Here is a 23,555-nt window from a genome sequence, read left to right on the forward strand (position 1 = left end):
CTAAGAAAAACTCACAAAAAGTTCGGTGTAGAGGTTTTCTTCCGCGGCCAGCAACAGAAAAATCTGCCGGCTTTGAAGCGAGTTGCCGAGAACGATGCGAGAGCGGTCTTTCACTTTCTCTATCGGGAGTTCCACTCGGCCCAAAAGTTTTATTCCGCCGCTTTTCCTCGTGCCCTCGCCCCTAGCTCGTTTCATAAGGTTGGTTTTTCCGATTTCGTTGCGCACCATTGTGAAAACCGGGACAGATTTATCTTTCAGATGGATAGCGGAAAAGCCGCCCGGTTCCCCGAGCGGCTGTCTTGTTTTTTGCTGCAGTCGAAGTGAGTATCAGGCAGCCGCCAGGTACGCCCCCGCAACCGCCAGCACACCGCCAACACCGCGACTAAACCGGCTATCCGCCTTCAACATCAAGCTACCCAGCCCACGGCCAACCAGGGTAATTGCGAGTGTAGCGATAGAGAACCCAGCCAGGTAAGCGGCAAGAGTCGCCCCCGCAGGCATCTCCGCCCCATGAGCAAAACCGTGGAACAGCATAAACGCCCCAACCAGAGTACCGCCCACAGCCGTCGGCAGTTTCGCCAGTGTGGCAATTAAGATACCAGCGACCAGTACGGAGAACGTAATCCCTGTTTCAACGCCGGGCAGGCTCAGGCCGCTCCAGGCGAGGGTGGCACCGAGAATCATGCCACCGATCACGAAGGCGGGGGTGGCGTTCTTCATGTGTTTGCTCTGGCGCACACTCCAGAAGCCGATGGCGGCCATGGCCAGCAGGTGGTCCAGGCCCAGCATGGGGTGCAGCAAACCGCTGGTGAATCCGCCTTCGGCATGGCCGGAGTGAGCCATGGCAGTGGCAGAAACAGTCAGCAACGCTGCAGCGGTGAGGAGTTTGGCTGTGAGTTTCATGGTTTTCTCCTGATGGTTCTCAAGTCGTTCGAAGTCGGTTGGCTCAGGCGGTTTCCGCCAGTTTTTCAGGGCGGCGTTCCGGCAACATGCCCCGCTCCAGAATGAAGCTGATGATCGTCTCCAGCCCTACCCCGTCATACAGGTTGGTAAACACAAAGGGCCGTTCGCCGCGCATTTTCTTGCTGTCCCGTTCCATTACATCCAGGGAGGCGTGCACCTGTTCGGCGATGTCGATCTTGTTGATGATCAGCAGGTCGGATTTGGTGATGCCGGGGCCGCCTTTGCGGGGAATCTTGTCGCCGGCGGAAACGTCGATCACGTACAGGGTGAGGTCGCTCAGTTCCGGGCTGAAGGTGGCGGAGAGGTTGTCGCCGCCGGATTCCACCAGCACCAGTTCCAGATTTGGGTGGCGGTTTTGCAGGTCGTCGATGGCCGCCAGGTTCATGGAGGCGTCCTCACGAATGGCGGTGTGCGGGCAGCCGCCGGTTTCCACGCCGAGGATGCGGTCTGCGGCCAGGGCTTCGTGGCGGAGGAGGAAGTCGGCGTCTTCCCGGGTGTAGATGTCGTTGGTCACCACGGCGATGTCGTAGTGGTCCCGCAGGGCTTTGCACAACTGGCGCAGCAGGGCGGTTTTACCGGAACCAACCGGGCCACCCACTCCAACTCTCAGACAATGTGTCATGGCAGATCTCCTCAATTGTTATTCAGCTTCTGAAAAGCCGTGAATACTGTGTTTCATGCAGGGCACTTCCGAGCGCCAGTCCCGGCAGGATGGGCCCGAGTTCGTGATCGTTTCGTTCCAGGGCCGTGTCTACCGCCACCGCCAGCTGCGGCCGTAGCCGTTCGATAATGCGCTGCGCGGCGGTGTGGCCCAAAGGCAATGCCTTGCAGGCCACGGCGAGCTGGTTTTCCAGCCAGGCCCAGGCGAAGCCGAGCAGCGTCTGACGAACCGGCACAAAGCGTTTGTGGGCGGCCCAGGCGAACATGGTGATGTAGCCAGGCTCTTCCGGAATCAAGTGTGGCTCGGGCAGCAGCTCCAGGTTGCGCAATAGCGTGACGAGGGCGCCGCCAAGGCGGGTGTCTTCGTCGCTCAGTTCGGCGGTTTCCCGGGTGGCATGCAGCCAGTCGTTCCACTTGGCCAGCGCAATGGCGTCACCTTCGGCCCACGCGGTCTGCAAACGCACCAGCAGGGGCAATTCGCAGCGGCTCAGGCCGTCTTCCAACACGCCTTCAATCCACTGGGCCAGTTCGGCTTCGTTATTCACCCAGCCCAGCTCGAAGGCGCTTTCCAGGCCCTGGGACCAGGCGAAGGCGCCGATGGGCAGTGCGGGGCTGACCAGTTGCATCAGGCCCAGCAATGCCAGGTCGTCCACCTGCGGGGTGGCGGCCTCAGTGGGTGTGTTTATGACTGTGGCCATGGCTGTGCCCGTGGTCGTGATCGTGTGAATGGCTGTGGCCGTGCCCATGGGAATGGCCAGCTTGGGAGTAGGCGCCGGGCTCGGGGTCAAATGGAGCGGTGTGGTGCACCACGGTGGCGCCCAGGCGCTCGGCCAGCTCTTCCAGTACGTGATCCGGCGGGAAGCGCACGAAGCTGCCCTGCTCGTCTTCACCGATGGCCAGAGTCACGTGGCGGTTGCCCAGGTGGTAGCACAGGCGGGCCAGCGGCTGGCCGGACTTAATGCGGGCCGTCACTACCTGCTCTTCGGCGGCGCGAATGCGTACGATCTCGCCGGTTCTGGCCTGCAGCAGGTCGCCGTCCCGCAGCACCGGGCCGCGATCCAGGAACAGGCCTACGTCCACGTTGGTTTCGGTGGTGGCGCGCAGCCGGCCACGGATACGCAGCTCGTAAGGCAGGATCAGGTTGTCCAGAATCTCGCTGGTATCGATGCCGGTGGATTTCACGTCACCGATGCGTTCAATCAGTTCCAACATAACAATGTCCTCTTATTCCCGGCTCAGAACAGCCTTGAGCTGTATTGACTAAAAGAGATGGTAACGCTGGGCCAGGGGCAGTTCGGTGGCGGGCTCACAGGTGAGCAGTTCGCCATCGGCATGCACTTCGTAGGTTTGCGGGTCCACGGTGATGTGCGGGCACGCGTCGTTCAGTTTCATGTCGCCCTTGCGCACGTCACGCACGCCTTTACAGGCGGATAGCGGGCTGTCCAGGCCGAGCTCTTTGCCAATACCGGCATCAATTGCCGCCTGGCTCACAAAGCTCAGGCGGGTGGCACTGGCGGCCTTGCCGAAGGCGCCGAACATCGGGCGGTAATGCACCGGCTGGGGCGTGGGGATCGAGGCGTTCGGGTCGCCCATGGGCGCGGCGGCAATCATGCCGCCCTTGAGAATGGTGGCCGGCTTCACGCCGAAGAACGCCGGGCTCCAGAGCACCAGGTCCGCCAGCTTGCCCACTTCCACGGAACCCACTTCATGGGCGATGCCATGGGTGATGGCCGGGTTAATGGTGTACTTGGCGATGTAGCGTTTGGCGCGCAAGTTGTCGGCGCCCAGGTCTTCGTCTTCCGGCAGCAGGCCGCGCTGCTGTTTCATCTTGTGGGCGGTTTGCCAGGTGCGGCACACCACTTCGCCCACGCGGCCCATGGCCTGGGAGTCTGAGGCGATCATGGAGATCACGCCCATGTCCTGCAGGATGTCCTCGGCGGCGATGGTCTCGCGGCGGATACGGGAGTCGGCGAAGGCGACGTCTTCCGGGATGTTCGGGTCCAGGTGGTGGCACACCATCAGCATATCGAGGTGTTCGTCGATGGTGTTCACGGTGTAGGGCCGTGTAGGGTTGGTGGACGACGGCAGCACGTAATCCTTGGAGCAGGCGGTGATGATGTCCGGTGCATGGCCACCGCCGGCGCCTTCGGTGTGGTAGGTGTGGATGCAGCGCCCCTTGAACGCGGCCAGGGTGTCTTCCACAAAGCCGGATTCGTTCAGGGTGTCGGTGTGGATCGCCACCTGCACGTCGTATTTGTCCGCCACCGTGAGGCAGTTGTCGATGCTGGCCGGAGTGGTGCCCCAGTCTTCATGCAGTTTCAGGCCAATGGCACCAGCCTGGATCTGCAGTTCCAGGGATTCCGGCAGGGAGGCGTTGCCCTTGCCCAGGAAGCCGATGTTCATGGGCAGGGAATCCACCGCCTGGAGCATCTTGCCAATGTGCCAGGGGCCCGGCGTGCAGGTGGTGGCGTTGGTGCCCGTAGCCGGGCCGGTGCCGCCACCGAGCATGGTGGTGATGCCGCTCATCAGGGCTTCTTCCACCTGCTGGGGGCAGATGAAGTGGATGTGGGCATCAATGCCGCCGGCGGTGAGGATCTTACCCTCACCAGCGATAATCTCGGTGCCGGGGCCAATCACGATGGTCACGTCCGGCTGGGTGTCCGGGTTGCCGGCCTTGCCGATGGCGGCGATGCGGCCTTTCTGGATGCCCACGTCGGCTTTGACGATGCCCCACCAGTCGAGGATCAGGGCGTTGGTGATCACGGTGTCCATTACGGCGGCATCGGCACGCTGGCTCTGGCCCATGCCGTCACGGATAACCTTGCCGCCGCCGAATTTCACTTCGTCGCCGTAGTGGGCCGCGTCGCTTTCCACTTCAATCCACAGGTCGGTGTCGCCGAGCCGAACCCGGTCGCCGGTGGTTGGGCCGTACATGTCGGCGTAGGCTTGTCGGGTAATTTTCATTTCTGGCCCTCCAGTTTGCCCATGACTTCCTGCCGGAAACCGTAGATTTCACGGCCACCCGCGAACGGGATCAGTGTGACTTCGCGGCTCTGGCCGGGTTCGAAGCGGATGGCGGTGCCGGCCGCCACGTCCAGGCGGTAGCCACGGGCCTTGGCGCGATCGAAATCCAGCGCCGGGTTGGCTTCGGCAAAGTGGTAGTGAGAGCCGATCTGGATCGGGCGGTCGCCGGTATTGGCAACGTCTATCTGGATGCGTTCGCGGCCTTCGCAGAGTTCGATGTCGCCGTCTTTGAGCTGGTATTCACCGGGGATCATGGCGCGCTCCTTACACGATTGGGTTGTGGACGGTGACGAGCTTGGTGCCATCGGGGAAGGTGGCTTCCACCTGCACTTCGTCGACCATTTCGGCGATGCCGTCCATCACGTCATCACGGGTGAGGACTTCGGTGCCGGCGGTCATCAACTCGGCCACGGTACGGCCTTCGCGAGCGCCTTCCATGATTTCGGCGCTGATCAGGGCCACGGCTTCCGGGTAGTTGAGCTTCAGGCCTTTGGCTTTGCGGCGCTCGGCCAGCAGGGCTGCGGTGAACAGCAGCAGTTTGTCTTTGTCTCTTGGCGTTAATTCCATCGTTGTTTGCTCCGTTGATCGCGTCGCATTCTGCTTGTTATTCAGGTCAGCCAGATTCGGGGAACGCTGGCAGGCTGGCCGGTGAGTCTTGGTCTGATCAGTTCCCAGGCTTGCTGGCACAGCGCCCAGGCTTCGTTTCGTTCCTGCCCCAGGTAGCGCAGCAGCACCACACCCCGGCGGCGGGTCACCGCCCAACGGTGGCTTTCCGGCAGGGTTTCCCTGAGTTCTTCAATGGCGGCGGCTTCGTCGTCCAGGCCGACAACCCAGAGGGTGGCCTGTACGGTGGCGCCGCCCTGGCCCCAGTGGCCTTTGAACCGGGCGTGATTCGGTTCCATAAGCTGGCGTTCCAGCCACAGGGGGCGGCCGTCCATCAGCAGGCGGAATTTCTGCTCCAGGTGGCCCGAGACAAACGGCAGATTGCTGGCCGGGCGGCCGAGGGCGAGGATTTCCCAGCCGATGCATCGGGCGCCGGCTTCCAGTTCGATGGTGGTGCTCTGTTCGCCCCGGGAGCCATCAAACGCCAGGGTTTCCTGGGGCAGGTATTCGAGAATGCCGCCCTGCTCCACCTTCAACCGGGTGTGCTGGGCCCAGGCCACACCGTGGCTGTCGGCCTTATAGAGCTTGGCCGCCGCTGGCGTGGTCAGCAGAGTGTGTGAGTCTTTACCTACCCGAGCCTCGATGCTGAGGGCATCGCCACTCACCAATCCGCCCGGCGGATGCAGCAGGTACACGTGGCAGCAGCCATGACGGCCTTCCGGATAGAAGGGACGTTGCACCCGCAACGGGCCTTTATGGCGCACGTGGGTCATCCGAGTGGCGGTGTTGCTGCCATCCGGCCGGGCGTCGAAGCCCAGGGCAATGGACGCGGCCCAGTGCCGGCCGGCGTCGAAGCGGTGGCCGGAGTCGTGGGCGGGTTCGATGCGTTCAAAAACCGTCATACCGTCAGGTGCTTCTTGATGAGTTCATCGGTCAGGCCGGCGATTTCGCCTTCCGCCACCCGGCGACCCCGGTCGAGAATGGCAAACCGGTCGGCGTATTTGCGGGCGAACGGTAGCTTCTGTTCCACGAGCAGAACGGTCAGGCCGTCCTCCTCGATGAGCTTGCGAATCACCTCGCCAATCTGGGCCACGATGTTGGGCTGGATGCCCTCACCCGGTTCGTCGAGGATCAGCAGGCGCGGCTCGATCACCAGGGCGCGACCGATGGCCAGTTGCTGCTGCTGGCCGCCGGAAAGATCACCGCCGCGGCGGTGGCGCATTTCTTTCAGTACCGGAAAGAGTTCGTACACCCGCTCGGGGATTTTCTTGCTGCCGTCCTTGCGCACGGCCAGGCCGGTGCGCAGGTTTTCTTCCACGGTCAGCAGCGGGAAGATCTGCCGGCCCTGGGGCACGTAACCAATGCCCAGCCGGGAGCGGTCTTCCACTTTCTTTTTGGTGAGTTCCACGTCGCCGGCGAATTCGATGCTGCCGTTCTTGGTGGTTTCCTCGCCCATGATGCATTTCATCAGGGTGGTCTTGCCCACGCCGTTACGGCCCATCACGCAGGTGCACTGGCCCTGGGGCACATCCAGGTCCAGATCCCAGAGGGTGTGGCTTTCGCCGTAGAACTGGTTGAGCTTTTCAATCTTCAGCATTACGCCTCCTCCCCGAGATACACCTTGATCACTTCCGGATCGTTGGAGACCTGGTCCATGGAGCCTTCGGCCAGCACGCTGCCCTGGTGCAGCACGGTCACCTTGCGGGCGATGGAGCGCACGAAGCCCATGTCGTGCTCCACCACAACTACGGACTGCTTCCCTGCAAGGCTGGTGAGCAGTTCGGCGGTGCGTTCCATTTCCTGTTCGGTCATGCCCGCTACCGGTTCGTCCACCAGAAGCAGCCGGGGTTTCTGCATCAGCAACATGCCGATTTCCAGCCACTGTTTCTGGCCGTGGGAGAGGATGCAGGCGAGGCGGTCGCGCAGGGATTCCAGGCCGATCATTTCCAGCACTTCGTCGATGCGGTCGCGGTATTCGGCTTTCATGATGGCGGTGAGCGTGGGGAACACCCGCTTGTCCGTCGCCATGGCCAGCTCCAGGTTTTCGAACACGGTGAGTGCTTCGAACACCGTGGGTTTCTGGAACTTGCGGCCGATGCCCAGGCTGGCGATGTCCGGCTCGTTCATGGTGAGCAGGTTGTGGCGGCTGCCAAACCACACCGAGCCGGTATCCGGCCGGGTTTTACCGGTGATGATGTCCATCATGGTGGTTTTACCCGCGCCGTTGGGGCCGATGATGCAGCGCAGCTCGCCATCGTCGATGGTGAGGTTGAGGTTGTTGATGGCCTTGAAGCCGTCAAAGCTTACGTTCACGTCTTCCAGGTACAGGATTGGCCCGTGGCGCACGTCCACCGGGGACTGCACCTGGGTCAGAAACTCGAACACATGCTCGCGGTCGGTCAGCTCCTGAAAAAAGCTCATACAGTCGCCTCCTGCGCGGTGGGGGTATCGTCATCTTCCCTGGCTTTGCGGCGCTTCTGCAGTAGCCCGGCAATGCCCTTGGGCAGGAACACGGTCACCAGCACGAACAGGCCACCGAGGGCGAACAGCCAGGCGTCCGGCATGATGCCGGTGAACACGGTTTTGGCGTAGTTCACCAGAATGGCCCCGATCACCGCACCGTAGAGGGTCGCCCGGCCACCCAGGGCCACCCACACCACGATCTCGATAGAGAACAGCGGCGAGAATTCGCTGGGGTTGATAATGCCCACCTGGGGCACATACAGCGCCCCCGCCACACCCGCCAGCATGGCGGAGACCACGAACACGAACAGCTGCACCCGCTCCACCCGGTAACCCAGGAAGCGGGTACGGGCCTCGGCATCCCGGCAGGCGACACTCACCCGGCCCAGCTTGCTGATCACAATGCCCCGGCAAATCACGTAGCCAATGGCCAGGGCGATACCGGTGGCGATGAACAGCCCGAGGCGGGTGGCGTCGGTGCGCAGGTTAAAGCCAAGGATGTCTTTGAAGTCGGTGAGGCCGTTGTTGCCACCAAAGCCCATCTCGTTTCGGAAGAAGGCCAGCATCAGCGCGAAGGTGAGCGCCTGGGTGATGATGGAGAGGTACACCCCGGTCACCCGTGAGCGGAAGGCCAGGAAGCCGAACACCAGCGCCAGAAGGCCCGGGGCCAGAAGCACCATGATGAAGGCAAACCAGGCCATGTCGAACCCGTGCCAGAACCAGGGCAGCTCCTGCCAGTTCAGGAACACCATGAAGTCCGGCAGGATCGGGTCGCCATACACGCCGCGATCACCAATCTGGCGCATCAGATACATGCCCATGGCATAGCCGCCGAGGGCAAAGAAGGCGCCGTGGCCCAGGCTGAGGATACCGAGGTAACCCCACACCAGGTCCACCGCCACCGCCAGCAGGGCGTAGCAGAGGTATTTGCCCAGCAGCGTGACGGTAAAGGCGCTCACATGCAGGGCGCTGTCCTGGGGCATGAACAAGTGAAGGAAGGTCACCAGCACCACGGCCGAAAACAGCACGCCGAGAAAGATCTGGGTTGAACGTTCCTGTAAGGGTCTTGTTAACCACATAACTTAACCCTCCGCTGCCCGGCCTTTCTGGGGGAAGAGCCCCTTCGGCCGTTTCTGGATGAACAGGATGATGAACACCAGCACGATGATCTTGGCGAGTACGGCACCGGCCCAGGGTTCGAGCAGCTGGTTGATGGTGCCCAGGGAGAGCCCGGCAATGAGCGTGCCCCAGAGGTTACCGACGCCGCCGAACACCACCACCATGAAGGAATCGATGATGTAGTTCTGGCCCAGGTTCGGGCCCACGTTGGTGAGCTGGGACAGCGCCACACCGGCCAGCCCGGCCACGCCGGAGCCCAGGGCAAAGGTCATGATGTCTACCCGGGTGGCGCGGATGCCCATGGAGCGTGCCATGGCGCGGTTCTGGGTAACGGCGCGCACTTCCAGGCCCAGGCGGGTCTTGCGCATGATCAGCATCAGCCCGGCGAAGACAATCAATGCAAAGGCCAGCACGTAGAGGCGGTTCAGGGTCAGCGATAGCGCGTCGTTGATCACGAGGGAGCCGCTCATCCAGTCCGGCGTTACCACGGTACGGTTCTGAGGAGAGATCACGGTGCGCACCAGCTGCTGCAGGATCAGGCTGATACCAAAGGTGGCCAACAGGGTTTCCAGCGGCCGGCCTTTGAGGTACTGGATCACGCTGCGTTCAATGATGATGCCGGCGGTGGCCGCCACCAGGAAGCCGGCGGGAATCGACAGGATCAGCGCCAGGCCAGGTTGGCCAGGGAAGAGTTGCTGCATGCCCCAGGTGGTATAGGCACCGAGCATGATCAGTTCGCCGTGGGCCATGTTGATCACGCCCATCACGCCGAAGGTGATGGCCAGGCCGATGGCGGCAAGCACCAGAACCGAACCGAGGGAGAGGCCGAAATACAGGGTCTCGGCGGCGCGGTTCAGTTGGAGTTTCTGTTCAATGCTTTCGAGGGCCTTGGCGGCACGTTGAGCCAGCGCCTCGTTGTCACCGCGAACGGCTTCGTTCAAAGCGGCGCGGGCCCGGGGATGCAGGCTGCCGGCGAGCACGTCCACGGCCTCCAGGTTGCCCTCGCCCACCCGGTAGATGGCCAGGGCTTCTTCAATGCGGTTGCGTACGGCCGCATCTTCTTCTTTCGCCAGCTGAGCCTCGAGCGGCTCGACCAGGGAAGCATCCACTTTGCCCATCATGTCCTGCGCGGAGGCTTCTCGCACATCCGGGTCTTTGGCATTCAGGTCCAGCATGGCCAGTATGCCTTCAAGCTGGCCCCGTATGCGGTTATTGATGGCAACTCTGTCCAGCTCACGGCGGGACATTTCACCCATATTCTCTCCGGTCAGCGGATCGGCAATTTCCCAGTCCCTGCCCCGGTTGTTCAGTACCAGTACAACCTGCCCGGTGTCTTTCACCCGGCTCAGGCGGTTATTTCCGTAGGCTTCGAGCCAGCCCCTGGCTCTTTCATCACCACTGCTGACGATGGCGTTCACCGCCTCTTCCACTTTACTGGCCGGCGCCTCTGCGAGATTGATCAGCAGAGCCTTGCCAGGATCCTCTTCCTGCGCCGTTGCAGGTAGCGATAGCAGGGATAACAGGGCGATAAGCAGCAATGTGAGCGATCGGCAGATGCTCATGAGAGTGTCCTGTCTGTTTCAAGCGTGTTGCGGGGCAACAACCGGAGGCAGCGCCTGCCACCCCCGGTTGTCCATGGTGCTATGCCAACGGAGCCTTACTCGGCTTCGGCGGCCATTTCACCCGCAGAGGCGCCACAGGTGCCGGTTGCGGTGTTGAACGTTCCGCAGAACAACGGCTTGCGCCAATCTGCAATCATGTCCCGCGAACCAGGCAGGTAGTCAGACCAGGCATCGCCCGCGACCAGACCAGAGGTTTCCCAAACCACAGAGAACTGACCGTTGTCCTGGATCTCGCCGATCAGCACCGGCTTGGTGATGTGGTGGTTGGGCATCATGGCGGCGTAGCCACCGGTGAGGTTGGGTACAGTCACACCGATGATGGCGTCTTTTACCGCGTCAACATCTGTGGTGCCGGCCTTCTTGACCGCTTCCACGTACATGTTGAAGCCGATGTAATGCGCTTCCATCGGGTCGTTGGTGACCGCTTCATCATTGCCGGTGTGCTCGATCCACTGGTCGATGAAGTCGTAGTTGGCGTCGTTGTCCACGCTCATGAAGTAGTTCCAGGCGGCCAGGTGGCCAACCAGCGGGCCGGTGTCAATGCCGGAAAGTTCCTGCTCGCCCACGGAGAAGGCAACGACCGGGATGTCGGAGGCCGCAATACCCTGGTTGCCCAGCTCACGGTAGAAGGGCACGTTGGCGTCACCGTTGATGGTGGAGACTACTGCGGTCTTCTTGCCGGCAGAGCCGAAGCGCTTGATGTCGGAGACGATGTTCTGCCAGTCGGAATGACCGAAAGGCGTGTAGTTGATCATGATGTCTTCCTTGGCCACACCCATGTCCATCAGGTAGGTCTCAAGGATCTTGTTGGTGGTGCGCGGGTAGACGTAGTCAGTACCTGCCAGAACCCAGCGCTCTACACCGATTTCGTTCATCAGGTAGTTAACCGCAGGAATCGCCTGCTGGTTGGGCGCAGCGCCGGTGTAGAAGACGTTTTCGGAGGATTCCTCACCCTCGTACTGAACCGGGTAAAACAGAAGGCCGTTCAGCTCTTCCACCACCGGCAGTACGGACTTACGGGAAACCGAGGTCCAGTTACCGAAGATCACGTCGACCTTTTCCTGGGCCAAAAGCTCGCGGGCTTTTTCAGCAAACAGCGGCCAGTTGGAGGCCGGGTCTACAACAACCGCTTCCATTTGACGACCAAGCACACCGCCCTTGGCGTTCTGTTGTTCGATCAGCATTTCAACGGTGTCTTTCAGAACGGTTTCACTGATGGCCATGGTGCCGGACAGCGAATGCAGGATGCCCACCTTGATGGGATCTTCCGCTGCAACGGAGTTAAAAGAGATGGAGAGAGCGAGCGCAGAGAGTCCGAGTTTCACGTGTTTTTGAGGTTCATTTCAGGCGTCCTTTTCTTAGTTGGGTATGCAGTTCGTCTTCAAACGCAGCAGGGCCTCTGCATCTGCTGTTCCATAACCCTTATATCTCCATTAAAAACAGGACCTTATCTAGTATACAAGGCGAACCAGAGGCATCCGTGCTCCTGAATATGCCTCTGGAGTGCAGCATTCCTGAGCGTTTTTGGTGCGGCCGCACCTGATACGGGCAGACCTGAACCGCCTTGTGCCTCAAAAATACTCATAACCTTATGTTTTCTGGTCACTATCAAGAAAAATTGGCAAATGGCACAAGCATTGCCATTCCACATGTATACAAGTTGATTACGCACATGAGGATGACCAATGCCTTCAATGCTCGGATGGACCATCAGGGACTGGCAGCAAGCCTATAAAGAGGGCGCTACGCCCGAGTCATTGCTGGGTGAGTTACTGACCGGCCTGGACACAACAGACGTTGCCTGGATTTCGCTTCTGGACCAGAAAGGCCTGGATGAGGCCCTTGCCGGGCTGAAACAGAAACTCCAGGACGCCGGCGGAGAGATCGACAAGCTGCCGCTCTACGGCATTCCCTTTGCCGCGAAAGACAATATTGATGCGGTAGGGTTTGAAACAACGGCGGCCTGCCCGGCCTTTGCCTATACCCCGGAAGAAGACGCCACCACCGTGGCCAGGCTCAAGGCCGCCGGCGCCATCGTCATCGGCAAAACCAACCTGGACCAGTTCGCAACCGGCCTGGTGGGCACCCGCTCCCCCTATGGCGCCGTGCCCAACAGCTTCAAACCGGACGTGGTGAGCGGCGGCTCCAGCTCCGGCTCGGCTTCCGTGGTTGCAAGAGGCCTGGCGCCTTTTGCCCTGGGTACCGACACCGCCGGTTCCGGCCGGGTGCCTGCCGGGCTGAATAATCTGGTGGGGCTGAAACCGACCAAAGGGCTCTTCAGCATTCGCGGCGTGGTGCCGGCCTGTCGTTCACTGGATTGCGTGTCCATTTTTGCGCTGACCGTGAATGACGCCGGCCTGGTCTCGGATACCATGGCGGGCTTCGATGCCGATGATGCGTTTTCCCGCAAGCCTCCCTATGCGCTGCCTCTGGATGGGCCCGCCCTTCGCCGGCCCGGCCCCATCCAACGACTGGCGATTCCCGACCACCCGCAATGGTTTGGTGATCAGCAGGCGGAAGCGGCCTGGAATACCGCCATCAGCCAGTGGCGACAACAGAATGTAGAACTGGTGCCGCTGGATTTCAGCCCCATGCTGGAACTGGCTGCACTGCTCTACGAAGGGCCCTGGGTGGCTGAACGCCACGCGGCGGTGGAATCGTTCATGACCAGCCACGGCGATGATATGAATCCGGTGGTCAAAGGCATTATCAGCAAGGCCGGGAATTTCAGCGCCACGGATACCTTCAAGGCCCAGTACCGCAAGGAAGAGCTGCAGCGCCAGATCGATGAACTGTTAGCCGATGTGGATGCCCTGCTGGTGCCCACGGCTCCGACGGCTCCCACCATCGAAGCGGTAAACGCGGACCCGGTTGCACTGAACAGCCAACTCGGCACCTACACCAATTTCGTGAACCTGGCCGACATGAGTGCGCTCGCGATTCCTGCCGGTTTCCGGGACGACGGCCTGCCCTTTGGCGTTACCCTGATCAGTGGCGCCTGGAAAGACACCGAGCTGCAACGTCTCGCGTGCCAGTGGCTGAATGCCCACCCGACCCCTCTGGGCGCTACAGGCAACGACCGCCCCGAAGAAGCCCCCGGGGCCGCCATTTCGACACCCACCATCAAGGTGGCCGTTGTTGGTGCCCACCTCAGTGGCATGCCCCTGAACACCCAGCTCAGTGAGCGCTGCGCGGTTCTGCTTGAGCAAACCACAACGTCTGCCAACTACCGGCTGTTCGCCCTGCCAAACACCACACCGCCGAAGCCCGGGCTGAAACGGGCGGCCCCTGGCGAAGGCAGGGAAATCATTGTGGAAGTCTGGGAAATGCCCGCCTCGGCCTTTGGCTCCTTCGTGGACCTGATTCCTGCGCCGCTGGGCATTGGCAACGTCGAGCTGGCGGATGGCCGGTGGGTAAACGGTTTTGTTTGCGAGGGCTACGGCTTCGAGGGTGCAGAAGACGTAACAGAGTTCGGTGGCTGGCGCGCCTATATCGCCTCCAGAGCCTGACCATACCGGGGCAATCTGGCGCTCCACGAGGGGAAACGGTGCCAATGGCAAACCCTAGACGAAAAGAGTCCGTAGCCGACAGGGTCTATGAGGCCCTGAAAGAGGACATCTTCGAGTTCCGCCTGATCCCTGGCGACCGATTCAGCGAGGGGGATGTCGGAACCCGCCTGAACGCAAGCCGGACACCGGTGCGGGAAGCACTGTACCGCTTGCAGCGGGAGGGCCATGTGGAGGTGCTGTTCCGCAGTGGCTGGCAGGTAAAGCCATTCGATTTCCAGCAGGTGGAGGAACTCTATGACCTGCGCATCACCCTCGAACGGGCGGCCGTGCACAAGATCTGCAACCTGCCTGAAGAGCCCGCAGCACTGCGAACCCTGGTAGCCCTCTGGAACCCGGACCATCCATCCGAGCGTGCGGTGGGCAGCACCGTCAGAATGCTGGACGAGAGCTTTCACTGCGATCTGATGGCCGCTGCCGGAAACCGGGAGATGACACGAATTCATCGTGAGATCACCGACAGGCTGAGAATTGTGCGGCGCCTGGACTTCAGCCGGGACGAGCGTATTGATGCCACTTACCTGGAGCATGCCGCGATTCTGGAGGCACTGCGCAACGGGCAGGCAAGCGAGGCGGCGGATCGTCTCACCCGTCATATCCGTGCCAGCCAGAAGGCCGTGCGGGAAATCACCATGGAGCGAATCCGCGAGGCGGCTGCCGCCCACCGCAGTGAGAAATAAATTGCCTCTCAGGCCCCGAAAATACTGAACTCAGGTTCATTTTGACACCCGCCGAAAAGCTTACAGATTCGTAAGATATATCGCACAAACCATGGAGCGATTCTCCGATAGGTAGGAATTCGATACACAGTAGAATGATCAGTGTCAGGGATGACAAGCCAGCAAGGAACGTTGGCTCAAGGACGAGAACTCCAGGGAAGAGCCCTCCGCGGCTCGGGAGTTGCCCGAAGGATCAGGGCTTACAGGGATGGTCACAGGGAAGACGCGCTCAGGATGAGTCGCACGCCTGAGGGAACAGGCAGGGGTCAGCCACGGAATCGGGGATCACAAGGAATGTGGTCCCGTCCGTGCACTTCCCATACCCACCGACATTTCTGCTCTCTTCTTACATTTCGCTTCTGCTGCTTTGCGCCCTGGCACACAACCATAAATGCAAATCTCAGGAGCTTGAATTCATGAAGCGCACACCGCTTTTCGCAACTCTTATTCTGCTGTTCAGCCTGGTTACCGGTTTTGCCTACGCCCAGGACGCCGCTATCAATATCAACACAGCCGATGTGGCTACCCTCGCCAGCCTGAACGGCATTGGCCAGAGCAAGGCCGAAGCCATCGTTGCCTATCGCGAAGCGAATGGCCCTTTTGCAGTTACCGCAGACCTGGCAAATGTGAAGGGCATTGGCGAACGTACCATCGAGAAAAATGCCGCGCGCCTGACCGTGAAGTAATACCCCGGGCAGTGGCGCGCTGCCGCTGCCCTTCCTCTTTCTAAATCCCCTCCCTTCCTCTTTACTGCTGCCCATAAAGTCGTCTGGCAACACCGCGCTCGCCACCCTATTATAGCTGGATAACAATTCAAAAACCGTTGAGCATCCGCACATGGTTGATCCGATCAAGGTTTATCCTGCAAAACCCGCGAAAGTCTATTTCTACGGCACCTGTCTGGTGGACATGTTCTACCCCGATGCGGGCATTGCCGGCGTGGAACTCCTGGAGCGTGAAGGCATTGAGGTGCTGTTTCCCCAGAACCAGACCTGCTGTGGCCAGCCAGCCTACACCTCCGGTTATCACGACGAGGCCCGATCAGTAGCCAGGGCCCAGCTCGACCTGTTCCCCGGCGACTGGCCCATTGTGGTGCCATCCGGCTCCTGTGGCGGGATGATGCGCAAGCACTACCCCGACCTGTTCGAGGACACCACGGATGAGGTGAAAGCCGCTGAGGTTGCGGGCCGGGTCTGGGAGCTGACGGATTTTCTGCTCAATGTGTGCCACATCAAACTGGAAGATCTGGGCGAACCCACCACCGTGGCCATGCACACCTCCTGTTCCGCCCGCCGCGAAATGGGCGTGGCCGAAGTTGGACCTAAACTGCTGGGACAACTCAAAAACGTGAACCTGGTGGAGCAGATCCGGCCGGAGGAATGCTGCGGGTTTGGCGGCACCTTTGCGGTTCGCCATCCGGAGATTTCCAGCGCCATGGTGAGCGAGAAGGTGGACGCTCTGGTGGATACCGGCACCAGGCAGTTTGTCACCACCGATTGCGGCTGCCTGATGAACATCGCCGGCTACGCCGAGAAGAACCAGAAGCCTGTTGAAGGCCAGCACATTCTCAGTTTCCTGTGGTCGCGCACCCAGGGCAAAGGGGGGCAGCAGTCATGAGTGAGACAGCCGAGCACACTGGCCATCACATCGACGTAAAAGAGTTCCATCCGCGGGCTCAGGCGGCCATTCACGACCCCAAGATCCGCAAGAATTTCCGCAGCGCCATGGACGGGCTGATGTCCAAGCGCAAGACGGCGTTCGAGGGCTGGGATCTGGAAACCCTCCGGGATCTCGGTGCCAACGTCCGCCTCCGCGCCCTGGCCAATCTGCCAGACTTGCTGGAGCAGCTAGAAAAAAAGCTGATCGAAAACGGCATCAAGGTGCACTGGGCGGTGGACGGCGACGAGGCCTGCCGGATTGTGCGGGATATCTGCAAGGCGCGGGATGCCAAGACAGTGATCAAGGGCAAGTCCATGGTCTCCGAGGAAATGGAGCTGAACCATTACCTGGAGGAACAGGGGATCGAAGCCCTGGAATCGGACCTGGGCGAGTATATTGTGCAGTTGGCGGATGAAACGCCATCGCACATCATCATGCCGGCAATTCACAAGAACACCGGCGAGATCTCCCAGTTGCTGCACGAGAAAACCGGCACGGATCTCTCCAACGATGTGGAATACCTCACCGCCAGTGCCCGCCTGCAATTGCGGGAAAAGTTCATGAATGCCGATGTGGGCGTTTCCGGGGTTAACTTTGCGGTGGCGGAGACCGGCACCCTGTGCCTGGTGGAAAACGAAGGCAACGGCCGGATGACCACCACGGTGCCCAAGTGCCATATTGCCGTTACCGGTATCGAGAAAGTGGTGCCGAGCATGGAGGACGTCTCTGCCCTGCTCGCCCTGCTGACCCGATCTGCCACAGGCCAGCATATCACCACCTACTTCAACATGATTTCCGGCCCGCGCAAGGCAGAGGAGCTGGACGGGCCTGAAGAAGTGCATCTGGTGCTGGTGGATAACGGCCGCTCGTCGATCTACCAGGACGACGAGCTGCTGGACACGCTGCGCTGCATCCGTTGCGGCGCCTGCATGAACCACTGCCCGGTGTACACACGGGTAGGCGGCCATGCCTATGGCACCACCTATCCGGGCCCGATCGGCAAGATCCTGATGCCGCACCTGATTGGCCTGGACGAAGGCCGGCACCTACCCAGCGCCTCCAGCCTGTGTGGCGCCTGCGGCGAGGTCTGCCCGGTGAAAATCCCCATTCCCGATCTGTTGGTGCGACTGCGCCAGGAATCGGTGGATGGCGATAAGCTCCACCCGGCCAAGGTCCGTGGCCACGGGGCCAAGCGAAGCTCCATGGAAGCGATGATCTGGAAAGGCTGGGCCTGGATGCATGCCAGCCCCGGCATTTATCGCTTCGGCACCGGTGCCGCCAGCAAATTCAGGGCATTGCAGCCCTCGAAAGCGGGCGCCTGGACCGATTACCGCACGGCGCCCAAACTGGCGGCCAAAACCCTGCACCAGCGGATGAAGGAGCGTGGCCAATGAGTTCCCGGGAAACGATTCTTCAGCGTCTGCGCAACCGAACCGGCGGTGAACTGACGGTGCCGGAGTGCGACTTCTCTGTTCTGGTACGGGATGACTGGTCGACAAAGGAGCGTATCGAGCGGTTCGAGAAGATGATCGAGTCGGTCCACGGGGAGGTGCACCACTGCACCGAAGACATGTGGATGGACCGCCTGGCCGAGGTGCTGAACACCCGCGGCGCCAGGAATCTGCTGATTCCGAAGCAACACGAAATCGGACAGTCCCTTCGCTCTGCCGGTCGTAACGATCTGCCGGAACTGCTGATCTACGACGAGCCTATCGAAAGCTGGCAAGCGCACCTGTTCAACGAGGTGGACGCCAGCATCACGTCCACCCGCGGCGGTATTGCCGAAACCGGCTCGCTGATCCTGTGGCCAAACGAGGACGAGCCACGGCTCATGAGCCTGGTGCCGCCGGTGCACATTGCCGTGCTCCGGGCCTCTGAGCTCTATACCACCTTCCACGAAGCCATGAAGGCCCAGAACTGGGCCGCTGGCATGCCGACCAATGCCCTGCTAATCTCTGGCCCTTCCAAAACCGCTGACATCGAGCAAACCCTTGCCTACGGTGTTCACGGTCCCAAAGAGCTGATTGTGTTGATTATTGAATGATCCAAGGCGCCCTGTTGATCGCCCTGGCTGCCCTGCTATGGGCGACCACGGGCATTGTTGCGAAATTTCTGTTTACCGGTACCGAGCTGCAGGCCATTACGCTGGGCTTCCTGCGACTGGCGGTGGCCTTGCCGTTTTTCTGGCTGCTGATGCGACGGGAGCAGGCACGCCTTGAGCGGGCCAATCCGGGCGCTAAAGTGCCCGGCAGTTCCCTACGGAGCCTCACACGCCAGACCCTGATTCCGCTGGCCGCCCTTGGCCTGTTCCAGGCGTTCTACCAGGGCAGCTACCTTCTGGCCGTGGACCTCACCGGTGCCGGCATCGCCACCCTGATCGCGCTCTGCCTTCCGCCAGTACTGGTGGCAATTCTTGCTGCGCCTCTTCTGGGAGAAAAGCCCAGCCTTTTGACGGTTCTGTCGTTGTTTGCGGCCATCGCGGGCACGGGCATGCTGGTTCTCAGCGATATGGACACCACCGGTACACTCCGGCTTGCGGGCATTCTAGTGGCGTTACTGGCCGCCTGCGTGTACACCGGTTTCACGCTGACCAGCCGTTACAGCTCTACCGGGACACCGGTGTTCACCACGGCATTTATCTGCTTCTTCACGGCGGCGCTGATTCTGTTGCCGGTGGTCGCCCTGTCTGGCGGGTTCGAGGGGCTGGAAACCCTTGGTATCGGGCACTGGCTGATGGTGGTGTATGTGGGGGTGGTGCCAACCTGTATTGGCTATGTGTGCTTTTTCTCTGGCATGAAAACGACACCGGCCACGCTCTCCAGCATCATTGTGACTCTGGAACCGCTGTTTGTGGCGCTGCTGGCCTGGGTGTTTCTGGAGGAGATTCTGGGGCCGATTGGTATTGCGGGGGCACTGATACTGACCGCAGCGGTGGTGGTGGCCTCCCGCTACGGCCGTAAACCCGCAGCCGGCCAGGAGGCCGGTGCGGAGTAAGGAAGATCAGTCTTCCTTGCGCTGTTTCTCAAGCATGTCCGGCTGCAGGATTTCAATCCAGTAGCCGTCCGGGTCTTTGATAAAGGCCAGGCCTTTCATCTTGCCGTCGTCCGGCTTTTTCACAAACTCCACACCGAGCTTTTGAAAGCGGTCGCAGGCGGCGTAAACGTCTGGCACCGCTACGCCGATGTGGCCGAAGCCCTGGGGTTCGTCGTTGCCATTGTGGTAGCCGAAGTCGTTGTCGTCTTCGGTGCCCCAGTTGTGGGTGAGCTCAAGCATGGCTTCGCGGCCGAAGGTGTAGGTGGTGCGGTGGGCATCGTCCTGCGGCACGAGGCCGGCCTGGCGATCATCCAGGTAGCCAAGGAAATACAGGGTGAACTTCATTTCGGGGAAGTCCAGTTTGCGAACGAGGCGCATGCCCATCACTCGGGTGTAGAAGTCCATGGAGCGCTCGGGTTCCTTGATGCGCATCATGGTCTGGTTGAAGACGTAACCTTCGGTTTCGGGAACGGTTTCTTCGTATAGGCCAGGGGCCTGTTCGAAATGCTTGGGCATGTTGGTTTTCCCTTCTTTTTCGCAGGATTCAAAGGTTATACCTGTGTGCGTTTCAGGGAGATTTCAAGGGCGTGAAAAAAGACCCCGGGGCCAGAGACGAACCGCCGGGGTCTTGAGGGCCGGTTTTTTAGGCCGGCGTTTCTTCAGAGACGCTCTGAAGATCGGTGGCTGGCAGGGCCATGAGGGGGGTTCTTTCTTCCGGGAATCCGAACTCGCTTCGCTCAGGCAGTCGTTTCCCTGCAGAAAGAACCCCCCTCACACCCCTGCCGACCGAACCTTTGGAGTGGCCCGCTTTCAGGCCAACTGGTGTTCTTCGCCTTCGTAATAAGCCTCTACCCTTGGGTTCATTACCCGCCGCCAGAGTGGGGGGAACATTGCCAGGACGATCATTGCGGAGTAGCCGGCCGGGAGCTGGGGGGCTACGTCGTGGTGGCGGAGGATCTGGTATCTGCGTTTGGCCCAGGCGTGGTGGTCGCTGTGGCGTTGGAGGTGGAACAGGAAGACGTTGGTGAGGAAGTAGTTGCTGTTCCAGCTGTGTTCGGGGCCGGTGCGTTCGTAGCGGCCGTTTTCGAGTTTTCTCCGGTGCAGGCCGTAGTGTTCGAGGTAGTTGACGATTTCTAGGAGGGTGAATGCGATGAAGCTCTGGCCCAGGAAGAAGAGGGCGCCGAGCCAGCCGAAGGCGATGGTGAAACCAGCCAGTGCCAGGGCGCTGATGCTGTACCACCAGATCAGTTCGTTGCGCCAGCTGAGGGCTTTTTGGCCTTTGCGTTGCAGGCGTTCGGCTTCCAGTTTCCAAGCATTCAGGAAGTTGCGCATGTAGGCCTGGGGCAGGAAGTTGTAAAGGGACTGGTTGTAACGGGACGAGGAGGCGTCTTCCGGGGTGGAGACGTGTACGTGGTGGCCGCGCAGGTGTTCGACTTTGAAACCGGCGTAGCAGACCAGTGACAGCAGGAAGCCGCCAGCCCGGGTTTCGAGTTTTTCGTCTTTGTGGATGAGTTCGTGGGCGACGTTGATGCCGAGACCTCCGACGATGCCGATGGAGACGATCCAGCCAATACTGCCCACCAGGCTGAAGGTGCCGGATGCCAGTTCCAGCATGCTCCAGACCAGTAAGGCTGCAAAGCCTGCCACCCAGCCCAGGGTAATCGCTTTATAGAACCGTTCGCCGACCATCCGCGGCACGTCGGTTTCTTCATCCGGGTTCAGGGAATCCTTGCCGAGCAGCATGTCCAAGATCGGAATGATCCCGAACACGACCACGGGGACGCCCCAGGAAAACAGGTTCACCAGATCAGTGGCCTGGCCGGCGGCCAGCAGCAGAGGCGGCAGCAACAGGGGCACCATGGCGATCAGGTAGCTGTACTTCTTGAGGGTCAGCAATATCCTTCGGCGGGTGGCCTCTCGATTTACCGATAACTGCGTTGTGCTCATTGGGTTCTCTCCATCAAATGCTTGTTGGTGAAACTCTGATCACCTGTTGTTTTGTGCATTATTGTCCTACAATACATCAGTCGTCAACATTTCTGGCGAGGTTTTTTGACAATTGTCAGGAAGCCCCGCCGAATCAAGGCGTTGTCGCTATCGCACTCCGAGGCTGTGATAAACTCATGCGCATACACTCTTCCGCCGGTCGGCTTACCTCAGCAGCCGACCGGTTCTTTCGACCTGTCCAGAGAGCCTTTATGGATTTTCAGGTGCCGAACACACTGGCCGAGCAGATTGCCAATTACCTGGCAGAACGGATCATGACCGGGCAGATTCGCCCGGGTGAGCGGATTCAGGAGGCCACGCTCGCCGGTGAACTGAAGGTGAGCCGGGCTTCGGTGAAGGAAGCCCTGTACACCCTGGAGCGCTGGCACCTGGTGGAGATCACGCCCCGTAAGGGCGCTTCGGCAACCCGGCTGGATGCGGCCCATGCTTCGGAGCTCTACGACGTTTATATGCACTTGCTGATGATGATGGCGGTGCGTTTGTGCGAGCGCTGGCAGGAACGCGACAAGCCTCTGGTGCTTGGGGCGGTGAGCAAGGTTGTTGACAAGATAAACGATGGCTCTGCCGACATCTCCGGGGTGGTTGAGGCGAGTTTTGGTGTGATGGATGCCTGTTGTGAGGTGGTTGGGAATCCTTATCTCACGGAGGCGCTGTCGAATTTCAAGCCGGCGGTCAGTCGGGCCTATTATCTGAGTGCCGATCGGTATCGTCGGGGTTTGACGCAGACCAGTGAGTTTTTTGCCAATCTGCCGCAGGCTGTTCTGGCGCGGGATTCGGTCAAGGCGCAGGCGTTGATTCGGGAATTTGCGGAGCACCAGAAGTCTCTTATTCAGCAGGCTTTGGCTTCGTAGTCCGAGCTTTGCCCCAACCTCTCCGGTGGCCTCTTCGTGTGACAGAGCTCACGGATCTTTTTCGCTTCACCCCCTATCGTAACAGTCTGTAACAAACCAAAGTTTTTGCTGCATTGGTTGTGCTGTCCCCCTGCGGCCCGGGGAGCGTTGAACGCTCACCACTAAAAAACAATAAACCAGACTTTTGGGGCCACCATGACTCAGTCACTAGCCTGTCGTCGAAACACCACATCTTCCACTCTCTCGCTCTGGGTGCTCGCCCTCTCGCTGCCATTGCCAGCGATGGCGGAGTTCAAGCCGTTGGACGATGGGGCGATGTCGGGTGTGACCGGGCAGGCGGGTGTGACGATTGAGCTGGAGACCAAGCTCAGCATTGATCGGTTCAGCTGGATTGATGAGGGTTCGTTGAATGTGAACGGGCTGCGGTTATCCGGGCAGAACGATACGGTGCTGGATAACATGAAGCTGACGATCGATATTGCCGGCGATGGGGAGGTGCTGGAGCACGGGTTTTCGGAGATTGCCCGGCGGGCCGATGCGGGGTTGTTGGACCCAACCAATCCGGATGTGGCCGATGCTCTGGCGAAGTATTCCGTCGCGGGCTCTTTTGGCAAGCAGTTCAATAGCGGTGATCTGGTGATGCACCTCGGTGCAACCGATTATGGCGATCCAACCAGTCTGGATGAATACCTGCAGGCGGTGGATTTTGAGCTGGCGGTAGACAGTGTGACCACTTCAGGCAGCGAGGGTTCGGCGACGCTGTTCTCGGACGTTCTTCTGCAAGGGCATATCGGGCCGACGGATCTGGTGATTCGTAACGGGGGCAGTTCCACTCGCACTCTAGCGAACGGCAACGAGGTGTCCGGTTCTGAACTGCAGCTGGATACCCATTTCGAAATTACCGACGGACGTCTGAACTGGGATGCAGCGGATGTGATTCTGCTGTTCAACTTTGCCGCGGTCGGTATTGAAGGACTTCAGATTCATAATCGGCGCGGCGATGACACGCTGGGCCATTTCGGTATGGCCAGTGCCACTGCAAAACTGTCACGGGGCACCAGTTCTGCTTCGGGCAACGACGGGCTTTCGGTGCACGATGTTGAGTTCCGGGCGGATATTGATATGCCGGTCTTCAAGATGGGCGGTACCAGTATCGGCAGTGTTCAGTTCACGGACTTCGCCATCACCAACACCACCATGATGGTGTATGGCCACTAGCCCGACACTGGACACCGACCACACCCTACCCTGTAAACTGCCCGTCTC

25 protein-coding genes are annotated in these 23,555 nt (G+C 60.4%); 9 read left to right on the top strand and 16 right to left on the bottom strand.

The window, feature by feature from the left end; translation table 11 throughout:
* The 14 genes from HP15_RS14225 to urtA form a co-directional block, all read right to left on the bottom strand.
* Complete coding sequence (locus HP15_RS14225) at positions 1-228, bottom strand: hypothetical protein (RefSeq protein ID WP_041645523.1); 228 nt, start codon at positions 226-228, stop codon at positions 1-3.
* A gap of 99 nt (positions 229-327) precedes the next feature.
* Positions 328-903, bottom strand: coding sequence for a HupE/UreJ family protein (locus HP15_RS14230; protein ID WP_014578124.1), 576 nt, complete (start codon positions 901-903; stop codon positions 328-330).
* A 43-nt stretch (positions 904-946) separates the two neighbouring features.
* A complete protein-coding gene (gene ureG, locus HP15_RS14235) occupies positions 947-1,585 on the bottom strand; it encodes an urease accessory protein UreG (RefSeq protein WP_041645525.1) in 639 nt (212 codons plus the stop codon).
* 22 nt (positions 1,586-1,607) lie between these two features.
* Positions 1,608-2,321, bottom strand: a complete 714-nt coding sequence (locus tag HP15_RS14240) for an urease accessory protein UreF (RefSeq protein ID WP_014578126.1) — start codon at positions 2,319-2,321, stop codon at positions 1,608-1,610.
* The gene (gene ureE / locus HP15_RS14245; protein WP_014578127.1) at positions 2,293-2,835 is read right to left on the bottom strand and encodes an urease accessory protein UreE; all 543 of its coding nucleotides are present in this window, start codon (positions 2,833-2,835) and stop codon (positions 2,293-2,295) included. The genes HP15_RS14240 and ureE overlap by 29 nt, the downstream gene beginning before the upstream one ends.
* 48 nt (positions 2,836-2,883) lie before the next feature.
* Complete coding sequence (ureC, locus tag HP15_RS14250) at positions 2,884-4,587, bottom strand: urease subunit alpha (RefSeq protein WP_014578128.1); 1,704 nt, start codon at positions 4,585-4,587, stop codon at positions 2,884-2,886.
* Complete coding sequence (locus HP15_RS14255) at positions 4,584-4,901, bottom strand: urease subunit beta (protein WP_008175206.1); 318 nt, start codon at positions 4,899-4,901, stop codon at positions 4,584-4,586. Before HP15_RS14255 ends, ureC begins: the two co-directional genes overlap by 4 nt.
* Before the next feature lie 10 nt (positions 4,902-4,911).
* Entirely contained in the window at positions 4,912-5,214 is a 303-nt protein-coding gene (ureA, locus tag HP15_RS14260; RefSeq protein WP_008175208.1) for an urease subunit gamma, read from the bottom strand.
* 41 nt (positions 5,215-5,255) lie between these two features.
* Positions 5,256-6,152 (bottom strand): urease accessory protein UreD, encoded by an 897-nt coding sequence (locus HP15_RS14265; protein WP_014578129.1) that lies wholly within the window; start codon positions 6,150-6,152, stop codon positions 5,256-5,258.
* A complete protein-coding gene (urtE, locus tag HP15_RS14270; protein WP_014578130.1) occupies positions 6,149-6,847 on the bottom strand; it encodes an urea ABC transporter ATP-binding subunit UrtE in 699 nt (232 codons plus the stop codon). Before urtE ends, HP15_RS14265 begins: the two co-directional genes overlap by 4 nt.
* The gene (gene urtD, locus HP15_RS14275) at positions 6,847-7,671 is read right to left on the bottom strand and encodes an urea ABC transporter ATP-binding protein UrtD (RefSeq protein ID WP_014578131.1); all 825 of its coding nucleotides are present in this window, start codon (positions 7,669-7,671) and stop codon (positions 6,847-6,849) included. Before urtD ends, urtE begins: the two co-directional genes overlap by 1 nt.
* Positions 7,668-8,792: an urea ABC transporter permease subunit UrtC gene (gene urtC / locus HP15_RS14280; RefSeq protein WP_014578132.1), complete on the bottom strand. Its 1,125-nt coding sequence runs from the start codon at positions 8,790-8,792 to the stop codon at positions 7,668-7,670. The genes urtD and urtC overlap by 4 nt, the downstream gene beginning before the upstream one ends.
* A gap of 3 nt (positions 8,793-8,795) precedes the next feature.
* On the bottom strand, positions 8,796-10,394 hold the full coding sequence (urtB, locus tag HP15_RS14285) for an urea ABC transporter permease subunit UrtB (protein ID WP_014578133.1): 1,599 nt from the start codon (positions 10,392-10,394) through the stop codon (positions 8,796-8,798).
* 95 nt (positions 10,395-10,489) lie between these two features.
* Positions 10,490-11,779 carry an urea ABC transporter substrate-binding protein gene (gene urtA, locus HP15_RS14290; protein WP_014578134.1) on the bottom strand — a complete coding sequence of 430 codons (1,290 nt, stop codon included), beginning with the start codon at positions 11,777-11,779 and terminating at the stop codon, positions 10,490-10,492.
* A gap of 369 nt (positions 11,780-12,148) precedes the next feature.
* Between urtA and atzF the strand changes: the two genes are divergently transcribed.
* The 7 genes from atzF (at position 12,149) to HP15_RS14325 (ending at position 19,392) form a co-directional block, all read left to right on the top strand.
* Positions 12,149-13,963 carry an allophanate hydrolase gene (gene atzF / locus HP15_RS14295; RefSeq protein WP_014578136.1) on the top strand — a complete coding sequence of 605 codons (1,815 nt, stop codon included), beginning with the start codon at positions 12,149-12,151 and terminating at the stop codon, positions 13,961-13,963.
* Between the two features lie 44 nt (positions 13,964-14,007).
* Positions 14,008-14,700: a GntR family transcriptional regulator gene (locus tag HP15_RS14300; RefSeq protein WP_014578137.1), complete on the top strand. Its 693-nt coding sequence runs from the start codon at positions 14,008-14,010 to the stop codon at positions 14,698-14,700.
* Positions 14,701-15,155: 455 nt separating this feature from the next.
* Positions 15,156-15,425 carry a ComEA family DNA-binding protein gene (locus HP15_RS14305; protein WP_014578138.1) on the top strand — a complete coding sequence of 90 codons (270 nt, stop codon included), beginning with the start codon at positions 15,156-15,158 and terminating at the stop codon, positions 15,423-15,425.
* Between the two features lie 151 nt (positions 15,426-15,576).
* Complete coding sequence (locus HP15_RS14310) at positions 15,577-16,356, top strand: (Fe-S)-binding protein (RefSeq protein ID WP_014578139.1); 780 nt, start codon at positions 15,577-15,579, stop codon at positions 16,354-16,356.
* Positions 16,353-17,792, top strand: coding sequence for a LutB/LldF family L-lactate oxidation iron-sulfur protein (locus tag HP15_RS14315; RefSeq protein WP_014578140.1), 1,440 nt, complete (start codon positions 16,353-16,355; stop codon positions 17,790-17,792). Before HP15_RS14310 ends, HP15_RS14315 begins: the two co-directional genes overlap by 4 nt.
* Positions 17,789-18,442 carry a LutC/YkgG family protein gene (locus HP15_RS14320; protein ID WP_014578141.1) on the top strand — a complete coding sequence of 218 codons (654 nt, stop codon included), beginning with the start codon at positions 17,789-17,791 and terminating at the stop codon, positions 18,440-18,442. Before HP15_RS14315 ends, HP15_RS14320 begins: the two co-directional genes overlap by 4 nt.
* Positions 18,439-19,392, top strand: coding sequence for a DMT family transporter (locus HP15_RS14325; RefSeq protein WP_014578142.1), 954 nt, complete (start codon positions 18,439-18,441; stop codon positions 19,390-19,392). The genes HP15_RS14320 and HP15_RS14325 overlap by 4 nt, the downstream gene beginning before the upstream one ends.
* Positions 19,393-19,398: 6 nt before the next feature.
* Here HP15_RS14325 and gloA read toward each other — a convergent pair whose 3' ends face one another.
* Complete coding sequence (gloA, locus tag HP15_RS14330) at positions 19,399-19,947, bottom strand: lactoylglutathione lyase (protein WP_014578143.1); 549 nt, start codon at positions 19,945-19,947, stop codon at positions 19,399-19,401.
* A 294-nt stretch (positions 19,948-20,241) separates the two neighbouring features.
* Positions 20,242-21,378 (bottom strand): alkane 1-monooxygenase, encoded by a 1,137-nt coding sequence (locus HP15_RS14335; protein WP_049784493.1) that lies wholly within the window; start codon positions 21,376-21,378, stop codon positions 20,242-20,244.
* A gap of 251 nt (positions 21,379-21,629) precedes the next feature.
* Between HP15_RS14335 and HP15_RS14340 the strand changes: the two genes are divergently transcribed.
* Complete coding sequence (locus tag HP15_RS14340; protein WP_014578146.1) at positions 21,630-22,289, top strand: GntR family transcriptional regulator; 660 nt, start codon at positions 21,630-21,632, stop codon at positions 22,287-22,289.
* Between the two features lie 195 nt (positions 22,290-22,484).
* A complete protein-coding gene (locus HP15_RS14345; RefSeq protein WP_041645528.1) occupies positions 22,485-23,507 on the top strand; it encodes a DUF6160 family protein in 1,023 nt (340 codons plus the stop codon).
* The last annotated feature ends 48 nt before the right edge of the window (positions 23,508-23,555 follow it).

It is taken from the genome of Marinobacter adhaerens HP15, assembly GCF_000166295.1.
GTDB classification, from domain to species: Bacteria; Pseudomonadota; Gammaproteobacteria; order Pseudomonadales; family Oleiphilaceae; genus Marinobacter; species Marinobacter adhaerens.

Bases quoted from the DNA above. Each gene is read 5' to 3' on its own strand.
- HP15_RS14325 (WP_014578142.1), top strand. From the start codon at position 18,439: ATGATCCAAGGCGCCCTGTTGATCGCCCTGGCTGCCCTGCTATGGGCG.
- HP15_RS14230 (WP_014578124.1), bottom strand. From the start codon at position 903: ATGAAACTCACAGCCAAACTCCTCACCGCTGCAGCGTTGCTGACTGTT.
- atzF (WP_014578136.1), top strand. From the start codon at position 12,149: ATGCTCGGATGGACCATCAGGGACTGGCAGCAAGCCTATAAAGAGGGC.
- gloA (WP_014578143.1), bottom strand. From the start codon at position 19,947: ATGCCCAAGCATTTCGAACAGGCCCCTGGCCTATACGAAGAAACCGTT.
- urtE (WP_014578130.1), bottom strand. From the start codon at position 6,847: ATGCTGAAGATTGAAAAGCTCAACCAGTTCTACGGCGAAAGCCACACC.
- HP15_RS14265 (WP_014578129.1), bottom strand. From the start codon at position 6,152: ATGACGGTTTTTGAACGCATCGAACCCGCCCACGACTCCGGCCACCGC.
- urtC (WP_014578132.1), bottom strand. From the start codon at position 8,792: ATGTGGTTAACAAGACCCTTACAGGAACGTTCAACCCAGATCTTTCTC.
- HP15_RS14300 (WP_014578137.1), top strand. From the start codon at position 14,008: ATGGCAAACCCTAGACGAAAAGAGTCCGTAGCCGACAGGGTCTATGAG.
- HP15_RS14305 (WP_014578138.1), top strand. From the start codon at position 15,156: ATGAAGCGCACACCGCTTTTCGCAACTCTTATTCTGCTGTTCAGCCTG.
- HP15_RS14340 (WP_014578146.1), top strand. From the start codon at position 21,630: ATGGATTTTCAGGTGCCGAACACACTGGCCGAGCAGATTGCCAATTAC.
- HP15_RS14345 (WP_041645528.1), top strand. From the start codon at position 22,485: ATGACTCAGTCACTAGCCTGTCGTCGAAACACCACATCTTCCACTCTC.
- urtD (WP_014578131.1), bottom strand. From the start codon at position 7,671: ATGAGCTTTTTTCAGGAGCTGACCGACCGCGAGCATGTGTTCGAGTTT.
- HP15_RS14225 (WP_041645523.1), bottom strand. From the start codon at position 228: ATGGTGCGCAACGAAATCGGAAAAACCAACCTTATGAAACGAGCTAGG.
- ureA (WP_008175208.1), bottom strand. From the start codon at position 5,214: ATGGAATTAACGCCAAGAGACAAAGACAAACTGCTGCTGTTCACCGCA.
- HP15_RS14310 (WP_014578139.1), top strand. From the start codon at position 15,577: ATGGTTGATCCGATCAAGGTTTATCCTGCAAAACCCGCGAAAGTCTAT.
- HP15_RS14255 (WP_008175206.1), bottom strand. From the start codon at position 4,901: ATGATCCCCGGTGAATACCAGCTCAAAGACGGCGACATCGAACTCTGC.
- HP15_RS14240 (WP_014578126.1), bottom strand. From the start codon at position 2,321: ATGGCCACAGTCATAAACACACCCACTGAGGCCGCCACCCCGCAGGTG.
- ureC (WP_014578128.1), bottom strand. From the start codon at position 4,587: ATGAAAATTACCCGACAAGCCTACGCCGACATGTACGGCCCAACCACC.
- HP15_RS14320 (WP_014578141.1), top strand. From the start codon at position 17,789: ATGAGTTCCCGGGAAACGATTCTTCAGCGTCTGCGCAACCGAACCGGC.
- urtB (WP_014578133.1), bottom strand. From the start codon at position 10,394: ATGAGCATCTGCCGATCGCTCACATTGCTGCTTATCGCCCTGTTATCC.
- HP15_RS14315 (WP_014578140.1), top strand. From the start codon at position 16,353: ATGAGTGAGACAGCCGAGCACACTGGCCATCACATCGACGTAAAAGAG.
- HP15_RS14335 (WP_049784493.1), bottom strand. From the start codon at position 21,378: ATGAGCACAACGCAGTTATCGGTAAATCGAGAGGCCACCCGCCGAAGG.
- ureG (WP_041645525.1), bottom strand. From the start codon at position 1,585: ATGACACATTGTCTGAGAGTTGGAGTGGGTGGCCCGGTTGGTTCCGGT.
- ureE (WP_014578127.1), bottom strand. From the start codon at position 2,835: ATGTTGGAACTGATTGAACGCATCGGTGACGTGAAATCCACCGGCATC.